Below are 18,262 nucleotides of genomic sequence, written 5' to 3' on the forward strand. Positions count from 1 at the left end.
GATTGCCCCCTGTACAATACAGAGTTCAATCCTTATTAGCTGCTTAAATATGTGTCCAACTTTTTGGGTCCAGTTCATTGATGGGGAGGTTTTTTTGACGAATTGTGGCAAAAAGAAATAGCTAAAGGTGTGTTATACTAGAGAGCGAGGTGTTTGGTGATGAAAAAGAAAATGATGCTACAGTGGTTTGAGCAGGGAAGCATTGCAATTCCAAAATTGCTTATGATGCATTATAAAAAATTAGGTTTAAATGAGACGGAATTTATGGTTGTACTTCATGTACACACATTTTTAGAATCAGGTAATTCGTTTCCGACTCCTTCAGAGATTTCTGAACGGATGACGATAACGGAAATGAAATGTATGGAAGTAATTCAAGCGTTGATTCAAAAAGGTTTTTTATCACTAGAAGGTGGACAAAGATCAGAAGCAATGATGTGCGAAAGTTATTCTTTACAACCGTTATGGGAAAAAATATTACATTTCTTAATGGATGAATCAATAGAGGAAGATCAAAAAGAAAAAAAACAGCTGCAAGTAAATTTATATACAGTATTTGAAAAAGAATTTGGAAGACCACTTTCGCCGTTCGAATGTGAAACGTTAGGAATGTGGGAGGACCAAGATCAACATCATCCAAATTTAATTCAGGCAGCTCTTAGAGAAGCTGTAATGAGTGGGAAACTAAATTTCCGATATATTGATCGTATTTTATTTGAGTGGAAAAAGAATGGAATTAAAACGGTAGATCAGGCTCAAAATCAAGGTCAAAAATTTAGAGCGAATCAACAAAGAGCACAACAAATGACAAAACAAGAGACGAAATTTACTGGAAAAGTGCCTTTTTATAATTGGTTGGAGCAGTAATATAGGAGGAGAAATATGCTTAACAAAACGCAAATCCGTTATTGTTTAGACACAATGGCGGATATGTATCCAGAAGCGCATTGTGAATTGGTTCATGATAATCCATTTGAACTTGTAATCGCGGTGGCGTTATCTGCACAATGTACAGATGTACTTGTAAATAAAGTGACAAGAAATTTATTTCAAAAATATAAAACACCAGAAGATTATTTAAGTGTTTCTCTAGAAGAATTACAACAAGATATACGCTCTATCGGATTGTATAGAAATAAAGCAAAAAACATTCAAAAATTATGCCGAATGTTATTAGATGACTATAATGGGGAGGTACCGAGCGATCGAGATGAACTTACGAAATTACCCGGTGTAGGAAGGAAAACAGCGAATGTTGTAGTTTCCGTAGCGTTTGGGATTCCTGCAATTGCTGTCGATACACATGTGGAGCGAGTGAGTAAACGATTAGCGATTTGTAGATGGAAAGATTCTGTGTTAGAAGTAGAAAAAACGTTAATGAAGAAAGTACCGATGGATGAGTGGGGGGTTACGCATCATCGTATGATTTTCTTTGGACGTTATCATTGTAAAGCACAACGACCGCAATGTGAGGAGTGCAGACTGTTAGAAGTATGTCGTGAAGGAAAGAAGCGAATGAAGGTGAAATAAGGGATGGAGCGAGTTATAGAAATACCGAAAGAATTTCACTGCTTACCATTTTTTAAAGAAAGCGTAAATTCAATTGAGTATCATACAGACGATTCTTTTGAAGAAATAATACAAAATAATTACTTTATATTTGATATTGAAAGACAGTATGAGCCATGGAAGGAAATTGAAAACAGTATTCCAGCGATGTTGAATGTATGGAAAAATAAGCATGAAGACATTGCTATACTGTTTCGAAATAGAAATAAGCAAGAGGCTGAGGGGCCAATGATTCTTTTTGCAGCTCACTTGTTATCGGTTGTCTATTGGCTAAATGAGCAACCTGTTCATAGTTTGAATGAAATGCAAATAAATACGAATAAATTAAAAGTGCAACCTGTTAATTTTATGGAAAGATATTCATTCATAATAAAGAAACCGAGTAATTATCATTCTTATATTCAATTAGCGCAGTTGTATATCGAAATAGAAAAGCTATATGTAAAGAAAATGATAACAAAAAAGAAGTCCGCTTCTCGTTAAGAGAAACGGACTTCTTTTTTGTTTATTAGGACTCTGTTGTAATAACAGTACCGTCTGCGTGAGGTGTATCTCCTCCGGTATTTTGATGTTGCTGTTCTTGTTGTTTCTTAGCTTCTTCTTCAGCTTTTTTCTTGGCCTCTTCTTCAGCTTTCTTCTTAGCTTCTTCTTCAGCTTTTTTCTTAGCTTCTTCTTCAGCTTTTCTTCTAGCTTCCTCATCAGCTTTCTTTTGAGCTTCTTCTTGCTGTTTACGTTGTTGTTCTTGTTGCTGTTCTTGTTGTTTCTTAGCCTCTTCATCAGCTTTTTTCTTAGCTTCGTCTTGTTTTACTTTATCTTCATTAGCCTTTTTCTGGGCTTCCTCATCAGCTTTTTTCTTAGCTTCTTCATCGGCCTTTTTCTTAGCATCTTCTTCAGCTTTTTTCGCATCTGGAGTTCCGCCAGGCGCAGTGAAGGATGCACCAACTGCTGGGCTTGTTCCAGTGCCTTTTTTCGCTACTACAGAGAAGCTGTAAGTAACACCTGGTTTAATACCACCAAGAGTAGCTGTCGTACCACTTATTGATAGGCTACCACTTGAACCGTCAGTTGCTTTATAGCTGGCTGCATATGCATCAACTTCTGCTGGTCCAGACCAGTTTAGTGTAACTGTGCTAGCGCCATCAAAAGTGACATTCAGACCACTAGGAGCATCTACTTTAATTTGTTTAATTGCATCTTTTTTCGCACCTTTTACGTATAACTCTCCGTTTATTTCTTGTACAGAAGAAGGACGTTCAAAGCGTGATTTATCTGTAGCGAATTTGCTCATCATTACTTGGAACATTTGCTGTGCAATTCTAGTGGAGCGATCGCTAACATAATTTTTTGGACCATCTTTTTCGTAACCGGTCCAAACAGCCATTGTGTATTGTGGCGTATATCCAGCAAACCAGCTATCTCTGTTTGCATCAGCTGGGATGTCATATTTTTGAAGAACTGATTCATCAAAGTTTTGTGTTCCTGTTTTACCTGCTACGTCAACACCTGAAACGTATGCTGTTGGACCTGTACCACCAGAACCAGGTTTTACTACGTCACGAAGAACGTCAGTAACCATATAAGCTGTATAGTCTTGCATTGCGCGATGTTCTTTCGGTTTAAAGCTTTTCTTTTTCCCGTCCGGGAAGGTTACTTCTTTTACGAAGTGTGGTTTATTATAGTTACCACTATTACCAAAGGTTGCATATGCACCTGCTACTTCTAATGGAGAACTATCGTTACTACCGATTGCTGTTGATTCGTAGACTTTTCCTTCTTTAAAGGTCATGCCTAAACCTTCAGCAAATTCTTTTGACTTATTAAGACCAACTGTTTGTGCTGTCTTTAAAGCTGGAATGTTTAATGACTTTTTCAAAGCTTCACGTAGTGAAACGTCACCTTTGTAACTCTTTGTTGCATTTTGTATTTTCTTACCATTGGAATACGTATACTCTGAGTCGTTTAATTGATGGTATGTAGACCATTGTAAATTTTCAATTGCCGGACCGTAGTCGAAAATTGGTTTCATTGTTGAACCAACTTGGCGTTTTAAATCAGTTGCCATATTATGACCTTTGAAAGTAGACTTACTTTCTTTACGTCCAGCACCAATTGCTCGAACTTCTCCAGACTGTGTATCCATAAATACGAATGACCCTTGGAATTGATCGTCCGGATACTTAATAAGATTGCCATCCATAATTTTGTCGGCGTAATCTTGAGCATCTTGATCAAGTGTTGTATGAATCGTTAAACCATCTGAACCGATATTTACATCAGGATATTCTTTTACAACTTCTTTTACAACCGCATCTAAAAATGCTTGATACTTCATCTCAGTTACTTCTGAAGACGGTTGAAGGCCCTCAGTTACTGGAATCTTAACGGCGTTATTCATTTCTTCTTTTGTTATATAACCATGTCGATTCATTAATGATAATACGACATTACGACGATTTGTTGCTCGTTCAACATTTTCCTTTTTTGTTGGATCATAAATGTTTGGACCTTGGGGTAAACCAGCGAGCATAGCAGCTTCATGTAATTGCAAGTCTTTTAAATCTTTACCATAATATTTTTGCGCTGCTGTCGCAATACCATATGAACGGTTACCTAAATTAATCTTATTTAAGTACATTTCTAAAATCTCATGTTTAGAGTATTGTTGCTCTAATTTATAAGATAAGTACCATTCTTGTACTTTTCTCTTAGCGGTTTTATCCATCGTTAGAAAATAGTTCTTAACGACTTGCTGTGTAATCGTACTACCACCTTGGGAACCGAAACCACCAGTGACATTTTCCATAACTGCTTTTGTAGTTCGTTTAAAGTCAATTCCATTATGATCATAGAAACGCGAATCCTCAGTTGCAAGGAATGCATTTTCAACTACTTTTGGAATTTGATCATAAGTAACATGCGTTCGTTTTTCAGCACCGTATTCATAGAAGAAATTTCCGTTTTTATCAAGAAACTTTGTTGATAAAGGATTAACAAGTTTGGATTTATCTAATTTTGGAGCGTCCTTTACCATAACAAAGAAAGCGGAAACGCCGGCTACAAGACCAACGATACCAAGAAGTAGACAACCTATAAGGAATTTCTTGAAAAAGGAGCCTTTTTTCTTTGGTTTTTCTTCTTTATTTGTTTTTTTCTCTTGATTTTTTACATGATTTCGTTCTGTACGAGAACGATAATTATCTGACATTATACTTTCTCCTACCTTTCATTCTCTCCCCCAAAAGTCGAAAAAAGAGCCTTAGTGATGACTCTATCACGAAAAATAAACCGTGTCTAGTACACGGATATAGTCAATCCGAGGGTGATAACCGCATGATAATAAGGATCCATGCTCTTCTATTTCTTCTTTCGTAATCGACTTGCGTCCACCTGTATTTTGACGATTCCAAAATGCAATAATATGTTTTGCATCTAATAAATAAAATTCATCAAAAAGTGTAAATTTAATAATGACAAATGCAATTCCATTATGAGCAACCACTTGCTTCATATGTTCTATTTGATGAAGGTGGAAGTTTTGAAGTGGGAAACTAGTTTTATTTTTTGTTTCCTTTGCTTCAAAATCGATGTATTTCCCTTTGTATACACCGTTGTAATCTGTCGTAGAAGGTTGTTTAAAATACGCTTCTTTTACCACTGCAGCACTTCGAGCGGGGTAATCTACTTTTACAATTTGAAGAGGTGTAGGCTTTTTATGTACACATGCAATATTATGGGTTAAGTAATATTGATTTGTTTCATTCAATTCCTCTTCAAGGGACATACCTCTATTACTATAAGTATGTGTTTTTATAGGTGTTTTTTGAGGTTGTGAAGCTTGATTATACCTTTTTCCATTTGGGTAACGAATGGTCATAGTGTGTCCACTCCCAACTTGCTAAGAATTACTTACAAAGGTGATTATATCAAAAAATGAAAAAAGATGTGACCTTTTTGATGAAAGGTATGATGACTTATTTATGTTTACATGGAATGATTATATGAAAATTAAACAAAATCGAGAAAAAAATTTTTGTACAGAGAAAGAAAAAGCGATCATTCGCAATATTAAAAAGAAAACAGAAATAGCTAATGTGGACAATATTTCTCGGACACAATCTTATCACGAATATTATTTAAGAAATAGTGAAATCAGGTGGGCCTTTTTAGCGAGTATGGTTTCGAGAAATGCGGGATGGAATATGACTGATTTAGAAGGGAGATATTATGCCACTGTATTACCTGAAACGGTAAAAAAACATTTATTTCTTCTGTACGAACAAGCTAATTGGATTATTTTCTTAGATGCATTTCCTCAGCTATTATTGTATGAGGAAAGTAAGAAGAGACGGGCACCTCTCTTTCATTTGTTGCAATATTTCAGCGTATCAATTTTTATGGAAAAAGAATGGTTACTTTTCTGGGAAAGAAGAGATATGAATAGGCTTATGACAGCGCTTATTATAAATGAACAAAATAAAATTCAAAAACCAGTCATTGAGAACACATTCTTTAAAAAACATGTATTCCATACTGCACTTTTTAAAGTACAAGAAAGATTTCATATTAGTGCAGTTATCTTCCCAACAATTGAAGGGAGGATGTATGGATTTTCGGTTTATCAATTTGAAACGTTACAGCAGCGTATAGAACTAGGAAAAAAATTAGCATGGTTATTATTTCATCCAATTTATAATGGTTCGTTTTATAAGTTTGCATTGCAAACTACACATACTGGGTCTAGAGAAGATTATGAAGTTTACGCACAGGAAACTCGAAAGTCTTATACGCCAACACTTAGAGATATTTATCCTGTTATTTTACATGAAGAAATAAAAATGAGAGATTGGTTTTGTGCAAATATGAAAATGAATGTGCTATTTGTACTTGAAGAACCTAAAGAGGAAGTTAATATAACAGAATGGTATAGAAGAAAGAGAGAACAAATCTATAGGCTATCTATCGTAAATCGTTTTGCTAAAAGGATGGATGAGTTCATGATATAATAAAAAAGAAGTCCCGTCTTCCATTTTGAAGACGGGACTTCTTAATTTGAAACAATCCTGCTATGCGTGCTACAACTTTAATTTCAAAACGTAATGCTAGTAGGAGATTAAGGATGATTTGAAATCTACCTGTTCGTAATAAAGTCTCGCTTTATGTAGCAGGGAAGTTTGGACCATCTAGCTTTGGATTGCCAGTCTCAGGTTTATTTTGTTGTTTGTTTTGGTTTTTCTTTTTTTCATTTTTGTTCTTTGCCATTGTAATACACCTCCTTTTTGTATTGTTACCATTTCTATAAATGACATACGAAATGATTTCTTTGACGAATAACAACTAGTTTTGTCATGTGGGCAGGAGTGGTGAATCATTCGGCGAAATTACATGACAAAGGAAAAGCAAAGAAGGAGGCGTTTTGTATATGGCGATGGTTCAGAAGGAAGATGTAATGAAAAAAATGGATCAAATGTTAAGTTCTCTCGATTTGCTGGAAATGAATATAGGGATTAGAATGAATCATGCATTAAAGGATGCGAGTGAAAAAATATGCAATAAGATAGAAATAACAGAAATGCATATTGAACATATGGAAAATAAATTAGTGCATCACGAAGAAAAAGGGAATTGGGTAAAGACATTTCAAAACGTCGTAGTGAGTGCATAATAAGGTGGGAAAGAAATGAAGAATGAATCATTAATACAGTCTTCAGAAAAACTCATGCAGTATAATAATGAAGCGAATGTAAAAAAAAGAGAACTAACCGAATACGACTTTTATAAGGATATGAAACCGTTTGTAGATATGGTAGATGAGGAATTAGAGAAGTGGAAAGAATTAGCTTATACGTGGATTAAAGAAGAAAAGCCAAAGTATATACATGTACAGCAAATTGATCAAGTATACGATAATTTACAAACGAATGTGTTACAATGCTTTGTAAATAAAGGTAAAGGTAAACGATTCTTTGAAACACACCAAGCCGTTTCGTATACTTTGCAAAATATAGTTGAGCAATGTAAATAACAAGAGGGAGAACCCTCTTGTTATTTTTATGCTTCTGTCATTGTTGTAGGTTTTGTTGCGCCGTTTATTTCTAATTCTTTTATTAATGTTCGATAATCTGATATGCATATTTTTCCTTCGAGATACCAATGTCTCGCAAAGTCTAATAATTCATTTGCATTCTCTGTGCAATACCCCTTTTTTTGAGAAAACGCTTGTTTTAAATCCCCTAATACCATGTTGATTCCTCCCCTATGAGAATCTTCTTCTTAATTATCATAGCATGGAAGGGTTTTCTTTTTTAATTTTTTAAAAATTTAAACTTCCGACAAAAATAGACAGATACTCCATCACACATATTATTTTATAGGTACATATTATATATGTAGAAACTTATGTAAAGGAGGAGAGAATGCATGTTTCAACAATCTAACGTATATCAGCAAACGAATCCATATGCACAGCAAAATATGTACCAATATAATACGGATACATATTTACGGTATAATATGTATCCTTTCGAGCCTTATTATGGAAATCAAAATTATTATCAACCGTTTGAAGTGTCATTTATGAATCAAGCTCAACAACAGCAGCAACCTTATGTAAATCAGGCCCAACAACCACAACAGCAGCAACCTTATGTGAATCAAGCTCAACAATCACAAGCTCAGCAACCATACATGAATCAACAACAGCAGCAGCCTTATATGAATTCACAATATTATATGCCACCACAAGCGCCCTATGCTAATCAACAAGGGATGTTTTATCCACCAAAACAACCGTATCCGACACAGAGTAAACAAAAGCAACAACAGCCAAGTCAGTTTTCTAGTTTTGTTTCTCAATTTAAAACATCAGATGGTAACTATGATGTAAATAAAATGATGAACACAGCTGGCCAGATGATGAATGCGATGAATCAGGTGACAGGTATTGTAAAACAAGTTGGAGGCTTCTTTGGTAAGTAATGTTGAAGGGTTGTCTATGAAAGTATTGTATATGAAATAAAGGACTAGACAAATTTCCTTGTAATAAATGGGTATATATAACAATCGGCTTTCTCTCTTTTCTCATACTGTAAAGTGTAATCAGATTTTTTTAACGAGAGAGGAGAGAAAAAACTATGCATCATTGTCATCCTTGTTTTGGAGGGCATAAGCCTGTAGGACCTATTTGTACAACTGCTCCTGTCGTTCATCCGACGAAACAATGCGTAACACACTCTTTTTCAACAACGGTGGTGCCACACATTTTCCCAACACATACAACACATGTACATCATCAACAAATTAAAAACCAAAACTTCTTCCCACAAACAAATTCAAATGTAAATGTTGTGGACCCAATCGACCCAGGATTCGGCGGTGGATGTGGACCGTGTGGTCATGGACATCATGGACATCATGGACATCACGTATCTCCATTTGGTCCAGGACCAAATGTATCTCCGTTTGGACCAAACGTATCACCATTCGGACCGAATATTGGACCAAACGTATCACCATTCGGTCCAAATATTGGACCAAACGTTGGTGGAATGTTTAAAAAGTAAATGATATGTTAGAACTAGCGAAATGCTAGTTCTTTTTTTGTAATTGGAGTGTTGATATGAAAGTTATTGCAGTAACAGGATATAAGCCATTTGAACTTGGAATATTTAAAAATGATCATCCAGGGGTGGAGTGTATAAAAAAGGCATTATACCGTAAATTAACCACTTTTGTAGAAGATGGTTTAGAGTGGGTTATAATAAGCGGCCAGTTAGGTGTAGAATTATGGGCTGCTGAAGTTGTTTTTGAAATTCAAGTAGAATATCCAGACTTAAAATTAGCGGTATTTACTCCGTTTTTAGAACAAGAAGAAAATTGGAAAGAAGATAATCGTGAATATTACGAATTTATTCTTTCTCAAGCAGACCATGTTGATAGTATCACGAAACGGAAGTATGAAAGCCCAGAACAATTTAAATTAAAAAATCAATTTTTTATTGAAAAAAGTGATGCGCTTTTAGCGGTATATGATGAAGAAAAACCAGGAAGTCCCAAATATATTGTAGAAGCAGCAAAGAAAAAAGGGGAAATAGAAAATTATCACAGTTATTTCATTCTTTTTTCTGATTTACAAGATATAATAGAAGAGGAACAGTGGAATAATGCAGAGTAATATGTAATATAGTACTCGTATATATGATTGACAAAAAGCATTGTTTCTGAAAAAATTTAGTTAATGAAAGTTTTGGTAAAAATTTGAGGTGAAGAAAATGATTTCGGATAAAATTAAATTAACAGCGAAAGATATTTTAGAAAAAGAATTTAAAACAGGTATGAGAGGTTATCAGCAAGAAGAAGTAGACAAGTTTCTTGATATGATCATTAAAGACTATGAAGCTTTCCACAAAGAGTTTGAGCAATTAAAGCAACAAAATGCTCGTTTAAAGCGTGAATTAGAGGAACAAAAACTAGCAGTAACGCAAGTTCCACAACAACCTGTACAAACACCAGTTGCACAACCGGTTTATAACAACACGAATACGGATATTTTAAAACGCTTATCTAACTTAGAAAAAGCTGTATTTGGAAGTAAGTTATACGAATGATGTAAGGTGGGAAAAGGTTTAAGCGTTTTACATAGAAAAAAACGTTGCAAAATCTTTTTGTTTCCACTATACTAATGGATGTCATAACGTTTGGGTAATCGCTGCAACGCCAACGTTGTAGAGGAAAGTCCATGCTCGCACGGCCTGAGATGGCTGTAGTGTTCGTGCCTAGCCAATTCATAAGCTAGGGTATTCTGGCTGTAAGGCTGGTTTAACGGCAGGGAAAAAACCTAAGTCCTTTCGGATATGGTTTGACTACCTTTAAAGTGCCACAGTGACGAAGTCCTTGAAGAAATGATAGGAGTGGAACGAGGTAAACCCCACGAGCGAGAAACCCAAATAATGGTAGGGGAATCTTTTCCAAGGAAATGAACGACGGGAAAGGACAGGTTTTATAACCTGTAGATAGATGATTGCCACCGGAGTACGAGGCGTGGGCCGTTTGTAGTACAAAGGAACAGAACATGGCTTACAGAACGTTATGAACCAACTATGAAATAACTCAGCTCTCCTTTGTTAGAGGAGGGCTTTTTATTTGTATGAAGTTGTAAAGTATGAGTTAAAATGGTTAATGAGAAAATTTTTCGTAAAATGTAATGATTAATAGGACCAATTGCTATTAATTATTGTTTGAATATACATAAGAGGTGAATGCAAATGGGAAAAGTTACTTTAATTGCAACAGCGGCAATGGGTATTGAAGCGTTAGTTGCCCGAGAAGTTCGCGATCTTGGTTATGAATGTCAAGTAGAAAACAGCAAAGTAACATTTGAAGCAGATGAAAAGGCGATTTGTCGTACGAATTTATGGTTGCGTACTGCGGACCGTGTAAAAATTAAAGTTGGCGAATTTAAAGCAACAACATTTGATGAGCTATTTGAAAAAACGAAAGCATTAAACTGGGGAGATTATATTCCAGAGAATGGCGAATTCCCTGTTATCGGTAAATCTTTAAAATCTGAATTATTCAGTGTTTCGGATTGCCAACGTATCGTTAAAAAAGCTGTCGTTGAAAAATTAAAAACAACATATAAACGTACAACTTGGTTTGAAGAAGATGGTCCGTTATTCCGTATCGAGATTGCAATGCTCAAGGATATTGCAACATTAACAATTGATGCGAGTGGTGTTGGACTTCATAAACGTGGATACCGTATGGATCAAGGGGAAGCTCCGTTAAAAGAAACATTAGCTGCGTCTTTAATTAAATTAACAAACTGGAAGCCAGATCGTCCATTTGTTGATCCATTCTGTGGATCAGGTACAATTCCGATTGAAGCAGCATTAATTGGACAAAACATTGCACCAGGATTTAACCGTGGTTTCGCATCTGACGAGTGGGGCTGGGTAGGTAAACAAAACTGGCGTGAAGCTCGTCAAGAAGCTGAAGATTTAGCGAACTATGATCAACGCTTACAAATCATTGGATCAGATATTGATCATCGTATGATTCGAGTTGCTCAAGATAACGCAGAAGAAGTAGGCTTAAGCGATTTAATTACATTTAAACAAATGCAAGTAAAAGATTTCACAACAAAAGAGGATTATGGCTACGTTGTAACGAATCCTCCATACGGAGAACGTTTAAGTGAAAAAGCACTCGTTGAACAACTGTATAAAGAAATGGGACAAGTATTCCGCCCGTTAGATACATGGTCAGCGTATGTATTAACAAGCTACGAAGCATTTGAGAAGTGTTACGGAAAAGATGCGTCGAAGAAGCGTAAACTATTTAACGGATTTATCCGTACAGATTACTACCAATACTTCGGAAAACGTCCACCGCGTAATTCATAGTATAAAACTCCTCCAGCGCGCATATACTGGCTATTATGTAATGCGTAAAGGAGGAAGTGATATGGATAATTTCCAATTATCAATGATTCAAAAAGCTATTCACCGTACGTATGATGAGCTCGGAAAAGAAGTGGATAGTCAAGGTGCGATTGTAGATGAAATACAAAAAGCACAAGAAGAATATTTGTCAGCTCTTTCACATGAAACAGCGATTGATAAACGGTATTTAAAGTCATTAATATAGAAGAAAATTTTCCTTTTTCGAAAGGAAAATTTTTTTTCGTGAATTTCTATGTATTGCAACAGGGGAAAGCAAATGCATACATATGCGTAGCAGTTGCTATTATTTTTTTATAGAAAAACTTTTTGGTTGGAGGCTAAGGATGTTTACTGAGAAGAGATTACCATTTGAAGTAGGAAAACAAGATAATTTTTATGATAAGTTGAATGAGTGGATTGGAGATGTGTTTTACGACATCCTTCCGGAAAAAGGCTTTGAAGAGCGTGATGAACAAATTTTTATGGCGTTTCAGTTAGAACGCGCTTTCCAAGAAAAGAAAGTTATGTTCGCAGAAGCTGGTGTAGGAACAGGGAAAACAATTGTATATCTTCTATATGCAATTTGTTACGCGCGTTATACTGGGAAACCAGCTATTATTGCTTGTGCAGATGAAACGTTAATTGAGCAGCTTGTAAAAGAAGAAGGGGACATCGCTAAGTTATCTGAAGCATTAGGGCTATCTGTTGATGTAAGGCTTGCAAAATCAATGGATAATTATTTATGCTTACGTAAACTTGAAGATGTTATGAGTGGACGAGCTCCAGAAGTAATTGAAGACGTATATTACGAGTTACCACAGTTTGTATTCGATCATGGTACGATGCAAAACTTTACTCACTATGGTGACAGAAAAGAATTTCCACTTTTAAATGACGAAGAATGGTCAAAAGTAAATTGGGATTACTTCCAAGATTGCTTTACTTGTGATTCTCGTCATCGTTGTGGACAAACTCTTTCTCGTGAACATTATCGTAAAGCAGCAGATTTAATTATTTGTTCTCAAGATTTCTATATGGATCATATTTGGACGTACGATGCTCGTAAGCGTGAAGGGCAAATTCCGTTATTACCAGAAAGTAGCTGCGTTGTATTCGATGAAGGACATCTTGTAGAATATGCAGCTCAAAAAGCTTTAACATACCGTTTAAAGCAAACGATGATGGAGCAACTTTTAACGAGATTGCTACAAAACGATATTCGTGAGGAGTTTGCACATTTAGTAGAAGAAACAATTTGGCAAACAGAGCGATTCTTTGATGTGTTACAAGAAAACAAAAAAGAAATTGCCGGTTCTGATCGTTTAGAAATTACTGTGACAGAAAAAGTAACAGCTGAAGCGAAACGACTTTATGCAAAAATTGGTGAAGTTGGAGATGCATTAGTATTCGAAAGTGAAATGCATACAGTAAACACGTATGATTTAAATATTGTTGATGAGCATTTAGATGTATTAGAACATTCACTTCGTCTGTTCATGCACGAGAAAAATGTAATTACTTGGGGTGAAGAAGGTGATGGTGCCTTCACGTTAGTGATTATGCCGCGTGCAGTTGAAGAAGTATTACAAGAGAAAGTGTTCTCGAAGAAAATACCGTATATTTTCTCTTCTGCGACATTATCGAACAATGATTCATTCGCGTTTACAGCTAATAGCCTAGGGGTAAAAGATTACTTATCATTCTCAGTTGCTTCACCGTTTGATTACGAAGAGCAAATGGCAGTAAACTTACTATCGCATACGAAAGAAAATGAATGGGAAAGAAAGTGTCAATATACACTTGAAAATATACAAAAAACAAATGGACGTACGCTTGTATTATTCCGTACAACGCAAGAGCTTGCAGCGTTCAAAGAGTATGTAAGTAAGGAGCAAATGTCGGTTCCGTTCTTATATGAAGGAGATCAGGAAATTAGCCAGCTCGTTTCTCGTTTCCAAAATGAAGAAGAGACTGTACTTTGTGCGGTTCATTTATGGGAAGGTTTAGATATTCCTGGTTCATCATTATCACACGTTATTATTTGGTCATTACCATTCCCTCCAAACGATCCTGTGTTTGAAGCGAAACGTAAGCACGTAAATGATTCATTCTGGGATGTAGATGTACCATATATGATTTTACGACTTCGTCAAGGAATTGGGCGTTTGATTCGTACAAGTGAAGATAAAGGTGCTATATCAATCTTCTTATCTGATTCAGAAGATGAGAAAGTAGTTGCAGCTGTGAAAAATGTACTGCCAGTAGAAGGTAAAGAATTATAAGGAGAAAGCTTGGCGCTTGCCAAGCTTTTTTTCTATTATAAAAGGAATTTATGTTTCCGTGTCGAATTAAGTTTGAGGTAGAAAAAGGAGGCTTTTATACGATGACAGTTGCTACATATGAGGTAGAAAAACAATTTTTAACATACGTGAAGAAGATACAGAATTACGGAGAAGCATTAAGTTTAATGTTTTGGGATTTAAGAACAGGTGCACCAAAAAAAGGTGTAGATCAGCGTTCAGAAGTAATTGGTATGCTTTCGTCAGAAGTGTTTGCTATGTCGACTTCAGATGAGATGGGAAACTATTTAACAGAACTTGAAGCTTTAATACGTGAAGATAAACTTTCTGAAACGACAAAGAAAATGGTTGAAGAGTGTCGGAAAGAATATGATAGAAATAAAAAAATTCCACAAGCTGAATATGAGGCTTATGTGAAATTAGAAGCGAAAGCAGAGAGTGTGTGGGAAGAAGCTCGCGAAAAATCTGATTTCGAAATGTTCCGCCCGTACTTAGAAAAAATTGTTGAATTTAAAAAGAAATTTATTACATATTGGGGTTATGAAACATATAAATACAATACATTATTAGACATGTATGAGCCAGGTATTACAGTAGAAGTTTTAGATCACGTATTTGGTCAACTTCGTGAGCGCATCGTGCCGCTTGTAAAAGAAATCTCTGAGTCTAAAAAAGGATTAAAAACAAGTGCTTTATCGGAACAGTTTTCAAAAGAAAAACAAAAGAACTTTACATTAGAACTATTAAAGCAATTGAATTATGACTTTGAAGCAGGTCGTCTTGATGAAACAGTACATCCTTTCGAAATTACATTAAATAGAGGGGATGTTCGTATTACGACACGCTATGATGAAAAAGATTTCCGTATGGCTGTATTTGGAACAATTCATGAATATGGTCATGCAGTATATGAACAAAACATTGCAGAACAATTTGAAGGTACACCACTTTGCAGTGGTACATCTATGGGTATTCACGAATCACAATCATTATTCTTTGAGAACTTTATCGGCCGTAATAAATCATTCTGGAAGAAAAATTATGATTTATTAAAAGAGTATAGCGATGGTCAATTTGATGATATGTCAGTCGATGAGTTTTATGATGCAATTAACGAATCGAAGCCGTCATTCATTCGTATAGAAGCAGATGAGCTTACATACCCGCTTCATGTTATGGTGCGTTATGAATTAGAGAAAGAATTATTTGATGGTACATTACAAGTGAAGGACTTACCAGCAGCTTGGAATGATAAGATGGAAGCATATTTAGGAATTCGTCCGGAAAATGATGCGCAAGGTGTATTGCAAGATGTTCACTGGGCTGGTGGCTCATTTGGATACTTCCCATCTTATGCGCTTGGTTACATGTATGCAGCGCAATTTAAGCAAAGAATGTTAAAAGACATTCCGAACTTTGATGCATTATTAGAAGAAGGAAACGTAACACCGATTCGTGAATGGTTAACAGAACATATTCACCAATATGGTAAAACGAAAAAGCCGCTTGAAATTTTAGAAGATGTAACAGGTGAAGGCTTAAATGCAAACTACTTAGCCGATTATTTAGAAGCGAAATATAGAGCGATTTATGAGTTGTAAAAAAAGAGCTGCTTAATTGCAGCTCTTTTTGTTAAAGGGGATGGGAGAATGGGTTATACATATACAGTAATGAAGCAAGAAGAAGCGGAGGAAATTGCGTATAACTGGCATTATGAAGGGAAATATTCTTTTTATGATATAGAGGCAGATGAAGAAGATTTAGCTGAATTTTTACATGATGAGAGTAGAGGGATTCATACATTTTCAGTGAAGCAAAATGGCATTCTCGTTGGTTTTTTTACTATTTGTAAAATAAATAATGGAACGGTTGATATAGGACTTGGAATGAGACCTGATATAACTGGCAATGGATTTGGTTTACAGTTCGTGAATGCTGGACTAGCTTTTAGCAAAGAAAAATACGGATGCAATTATATAACACTATCAGTAGCGACATTTAATGAGAGAGCAATCAAAGTGTATAAAAGAGCAGGATTTGAGGCGGTTGGAACGTTTATACAGAAAACAAATGGTAGTTGTTTTGAGTTTTTGAAAATGAACTACATATGTAAACATGATTAAAAAACAGAGGGGTCTTCTGTTTTTTATTTTGATTTAGAAATATATGATACATATTTTTGTACTTGTTGTATGTAATAGAGGGTTTTGAAATTTTCGTAAAGGATGTGTATGATAGAAGTTTAGTAGCGAATAGTAGGTTTAGCAAGGAAAGGTAGAGGTAGTATGATTACAATTAAAACGAAAAATGAAATAGATTTGATGCATGAATCTGGAAAATTACTTGCTTCATGTCATAAAGAAATTGCGAAAATGATAAAGCCAGGTATAACGACGCAAGAGATTAATACGTTTGTTGAAATGTATTTAAAAAAGCATGGTGCCACATCTGAACAGAAAGATTACAATGGGTATCCATATGCGATATGTGCATCTGTAAACGATGAAATGTGTCATGCGTTTCCGGCCGATGTTCCTTTAACTGAGGGTGATATTGTAACAATTGACACGGTAGTAAACTTAAATGGGGGTCTTTCAGATTCTGCTTGGACGTATAGAGTTGGAAAAGTTTCTGATGAAGCAGAAAAGTTGTTGTTAGTAGCTGAGAATGCTTTGTATAAAGGAATTGATCAGGCGGTAATTGGTAATCATGTAGGAGACATTGGCTATGCAATTGAAAGTTATGTAACAAATGAAGGTTTTTCTGTCGCAAGAGACTTTACGGGACATGGAATTGGTAAAGAGATTCATGAAGAACCAGCAATTTTTCATTTTGGGAAACAAGGACAAGGACCTCAGTTACAAGAAGGAATGGTAATTACAATTGAACCGATTGTAAATATAGGTATGAGATATTCTAAAGTAGATTTAAATGGGTGGACTGCACGAACGATGGACGGGAAATTATCAGCTCAATATGAGCATACAATTGCGATTACAAAAGTTGGGCCAATCATTTTAACTAAATTGTAATTGGGAATGAAAGAGTTTGCAAAACTCGAACAAAAATAGTGGTTTTTAAAAATTTGTACGTGTTTTTTTGATAAATGCTTTTCAAAGCATAAAAAGTACGTTATAATCCTTCTATAAAATAAATAGTTAGCTACACTCATATAATCGCGGGGATATGGCCTGCAAGTTTCTACCGAAGTACCGTAAATACTTTGACTATGAGTGAGGACGAATATAATTGCTTGTTTAGCATTCTTTTTTTGCGAAACTCCAAAAGCGCGTCTCTCACTTGTAACGAGTGGTGGCGGCTTTTGGAGTTTTTTTATTGCATAAGAGGGGGAACAAACATGAAAGTATTACAAGAAAAGATTTTGAACGAAGGAAAGGTTTTATCTGGTGATGTATTAAAGGTGGATGCATTTTTAAATCACCAAATTGATCCAGTACTTATGCAAGAAATCGGAAAAGAATTTGCCAAACGTTTTAAAGAAGAGAACATTACAAAAATCGTGACGATTGAATCTTCAGGCATTGCACCAGCGGTTATGGCTGCATTAGAGCTTGGTGTAAAAGTAATTTTTGCACGAAAACGTAAATCGTTAACGTTACAAGATAATATGTACGTTGCAAACGTATATTCATTTACAAAACAAGAAACAAATGAAATTTCATTATCTCGAAATCATATTGATGAAAATGATCGCGTGCTAATCATCGATGACTTTTTAGCAAACGGTCAGGCTGCTTTAGGTTTAATGAGTTTGGTAGAGCAAGCAGGAGCAAGTATTGCAGGAATTGGAATTGTTATTGAAAAAGCATTTCAAGATGGAGGAAAGAAGCTTCGTGAACAAGGCGTTCGTGTTGAATCACTAGCAGAAATTGCATCACTTGATAACGGCACAGTTACATTTGTACAGCAAGAAACTGCGGAGGTGAAATAAAC

21 protein-coding genes, 1 other RNA gene and 1 riboswitch are annotated in these 18,262 nt (G+C 35.5%); of the genes, 18 read left to right on the forward strand and 4 right to left on the reverse strand.

The window, feature by feature from the left end:
- Positions 1–159: 159 nt before the first annotated feature.
- The 3 genes from dnaD to ACQRBL_RS07510 are packed head-to-tail and all read left to right on the forward strand — an operon-like array spanning position 160 to position 2,052.
- On the forward strand, positions 160–867 hold the full coding sequence (gene dnaD, locus ACQRBL_RS07500) for a DNA replication protein DnaD (RefSeq protein ID WP_071730798.1): 708 nt from the start codon (positions 160–162) through the stop codon (positions 865–867).
- 15 nt (positions 868–882) lie between these two features.
- On the forward strand, positions 883–1,530 hold the full coding sequence (gene nth / locus ACQRBL_RS07505; protein WP_000933035.1) for an endonuclease III: 648 nt from the start codon (positions 883–885) through the stop codon (positions 1,528–1,530).
- 3 nt (positions 1,531–1,533) lie between these two features.
- On the forward strand, positions 1,534–2,052 hold the full coding sequence (locus ACQRBL_RS07510; protein WP_411996297.1) for a YpoC family protein: 519 nt from the start codon (positions 1,534–1,536) through the stop codon (positions 2,050–2,052).
- A gap of 25 nt (positions 2,053–2,077) precedes the next feature.
- Here the strand turns inward: ACQRBL_RS07510 and ACQRBL_RS07515 are convergent, their stop codons facing one another.
- Complete coding sequence (locus ACQRBL_RS07515; RefSeq protein ID WP_411996296.1) at positions 2,078–4,774, reverse strand: PBP1A family penicillin-binding protein; 2,697 nt, start codon at positions 4,772–4,774, stop codon at positions 2,078–2,080.
- A 66-nt stretch (positions 4,775–4,840) separates the two neighbouring features.
- Positions 4,841–5,443: a Holliday junction resolvase RecU gene (gene recU, locus ACQRBL_RS07520; protein ID WP_000155599.1), complete on the reverse strand. Its 603-nt coding sequence runs from the start codon at positions 5,441–5,443 to the stop codon at positions 4,841–4,843.
- A gap of 103 nt (positions 5,444–5,546) precedes the next feature.
- Here recU and ACQRBL_RS07525 point away from each other — a divergent pair, with 103 nt between their 5' ends.
- Positions 5,547–6,572: a DUF2515 domain-containing protein gene (locus ACQRBL_RS07525; protein WP_000495657.1), complete on the forward strand. Its 1,026-nt coding sequence runs from the start codon at positions 5,547–5,549 to the stop codon at positions 6,570–6,572.
- 151 nt (positions 6,573–6,723) lie between these two features.
- Here ACQRBL_RS07525 and ACQRBL_RS07530 read toward each other — a convergent pair whose 3' ends face one another.
- Complete coding sequence (locus tag ACQRBL_RS07530) at positions 6,724–6,903, reverse strand: hypothetical protein (RefSeq protein ID WP_001987054.1); 180 nt, start codon at positions 6,901–6,903, stop codon at positions 6,724–6,726.
- A gap of 85 nt (positions 6,904–6,988) precedes the next feature.
- Here ACQRBL_RS07530 and ACQRBL_RS07535 point away from each other — a divergent pair, with 85 nt between their 5' ends.
- Complete coding sequence (locus tag ACQRBL_RS07535; RefSeq protein ID WP_001252036.1) at positions 6,989–7,231, forward strand: hypothetical protein; 243 nt, start codon at positions 6,989–6,991, stop codon at positions 7,229–7,231.
- 15 nt (positions 7,232–7,246) lie between these two features.
- Positions 7,247–7,591: a YppE family protein gene (locus ACQRBL_RS07540; protein WP_000787408.1), complete on the forward strand. Its 345-nt coding sequence runs from the start codon at positions 7,247–7,249 to the stop codon at positions 7,589–7,591.
- 26 nt (positions 7,592–7,617) lie between these two features.
- Here the strand turns inward: ACQRBL_RS07540 and ACQRBL_RS07545 are convergent, their stop codons facing one another.
- On the reverse strand, positions 7,618–7,809 hold the full coding sequence (locus ACQRBL_RS07545) for a YppF family protein (protein ID WP_000242652.1): 192 nt from the start codon (positions 7,807–7,809) through the stop codon (positions 7,618–7,620).
- Positions 7,810–7,986: 177 nt separating this feature from the next.
- Here ACQRBL_RS07545 and ACQRBL_RS07550 point away from each other — a divergent pair, with 177 nt between their 5' ends.
- The 12 genes from ACQRBL_RS07550 to ACQRBL_RS07605 all read left to right on the forward strand — a co-directional run bounded on the left by ACQRBL_RS07550 (position 7,987) and on the right by ACQRBL_RS07605 (position 18,260).
- A complete protein-coding gene (locus ACQRBL_RS07550; RefSeq protein ID WP_065228538.1) occupies positions 7,987–8,544 on the forward strand; it encodes a YppG family protein in 558 nt (185 codons plus the stop codon).
- 155 nt (positions 8,545–8,699) lie between these two features.
- The gene (locus ACQRBL_RS07555) at positions 8,700–9,128 is read left to right on the forward strand and encodes a CotD family spore coat protein (protein ID WP_000546290.1); all 429 of its coding nucleotides are present in this window, start codon (positions 8,700–8,702) and stop codon (positions 9,126–9,128) included.
- A 56-nt stretch (positions 9,129–9,184) separates the two neighbouring features.
- Entirely contained in the window at positions 9,185–9,739 is a 555-nt protein-coding gene (locus ACQRBL_RS07560) for a DUF1273 domain-containing protein (protein WP_000862925.1), read from the forward strand.
- A 97-nt stretch (positions 9,740–9,836) separates the two neighbouring features.
- Positions 9,837–10,172, forward strand: coding sequence for a cell division regulator GpsB (gpsB, locus tag ACQRBL_RS07565; protein WP_000622431.1), 336 nt, complete (start codon positions 9,837–9,839; stop codon positions 10,170–10,172).
- 86 nt (positions 10,173–10,258) lie between these two features.
- Positions 10,259–10,649, forward strand: an RNA gene (gene rnpB, locus ACQRBL_RS07570) — RNase P RNA component class B.
- Between the two features lie 180 nt (positions 10,650–10,829).
- Positions 10,830–11,969: a THUMP domain-containing class I SAM-dependent RNA methyltransferase gene (locus ACQRBL_RS07575; RefSeq protein WP_000521227.1), complete on the forward strand. Its 1,140-nt coding sequence runs from the start codon at positions 10,830–10,832 to the stop codon at positions 11,967–11,969.
- A 61-nt stretch (positions 11,970–12,030) separates the two neighbouring features.
- On the forward strand, positions 12,031–12,213 hold the full coding sequence (locus ACQRBL_RS07580) for a DUF3921 domain-containing protein (RefSeq protein WP_000368570.1): 183 nt from the start codon (positions 12,031–12,033) through the stop codon (positions 12,211–12,213).
- Between the two features lie 139 nt (positions 12,214–12,352).
- On the forward strand, positions 12,353–14,290 hold the full coding sequence (locus tag ACQRBL_RS07585; protein WP_000493704.1) for an ATP-dependent DNA helicase: 1,938 nt from the start codon (positions 12,353–12,355) through the stop codon (positions 14,288–14,290).
- Positions 14,291–14,391: 101 nt separating this feature from the next.
- Positions 14,392–15,909 carry a carboxypeptidase gene (ypwA, locus tag ACQRBL_RS07590; protein ID WP_411996295.1) on the forward strand — a complete coding sequence of 506 codons (1,518 nt, stop codon included), beginning with the start codon at positions 14,392–14,394 and terminating at the stop codon, positions 15,907–15,909.
- A 48-nt stretch (positions 15,910–15,957) separates the two neighbouring features.
- Complete coding sequence (locus ACQRBL_RS07595; protein ID WP_411996294.1) at positions 15,958–16,431, forward strand: GNAT family N-acetyltransferase; 474 nt, start codon at positions 15,958–15,960, stop codon at positions 16,429–16,431.
- A gap of 162 nt (positions 16,432–16,593) precedes the next feature.
- Complete coding sequence (locus ACQRBL_RS07600; protein WP_411996293.1) at positions 16,594–17,340, forward strand: type I methionyl aminopeptidase; 747 nt, start codon at positions 16,594–16,596, stop codon at positions 17,338–17,340.
- Positions 17,341–17,456: 116 nt separating this feature from the next.
- Positions 17,457–17,558, forward strand: a riboswitch (purine riboswitch).
- Positions 17,559–17,666: 108 nt separating this feature from the next.
- The gene (locus ACQRBL_RS07605) at positions 17,667–18,260 is read left to right on the forward strand and encodes a xanthine phosphoribosyltransferase (RefSeq protein ID WP_000866483.1); all 594 of its coding nucleotides are present in this window, start codon (positions 17,667–17,669) and stop codon (positions 18,258–18,260) included.
- Positions 18,261–18,262: the final 2 nt, after the last annotated feature.

The sequence above is a fragment of the Bacillus sp. AF62 genome, assembly GCF_050312695.1.
Classification (GTDB): Bacteria; Bacillota; Bacilli; order Bacillales; family Bacillaceae_G; genus Bacillus_A; species Bacillus_A cereus.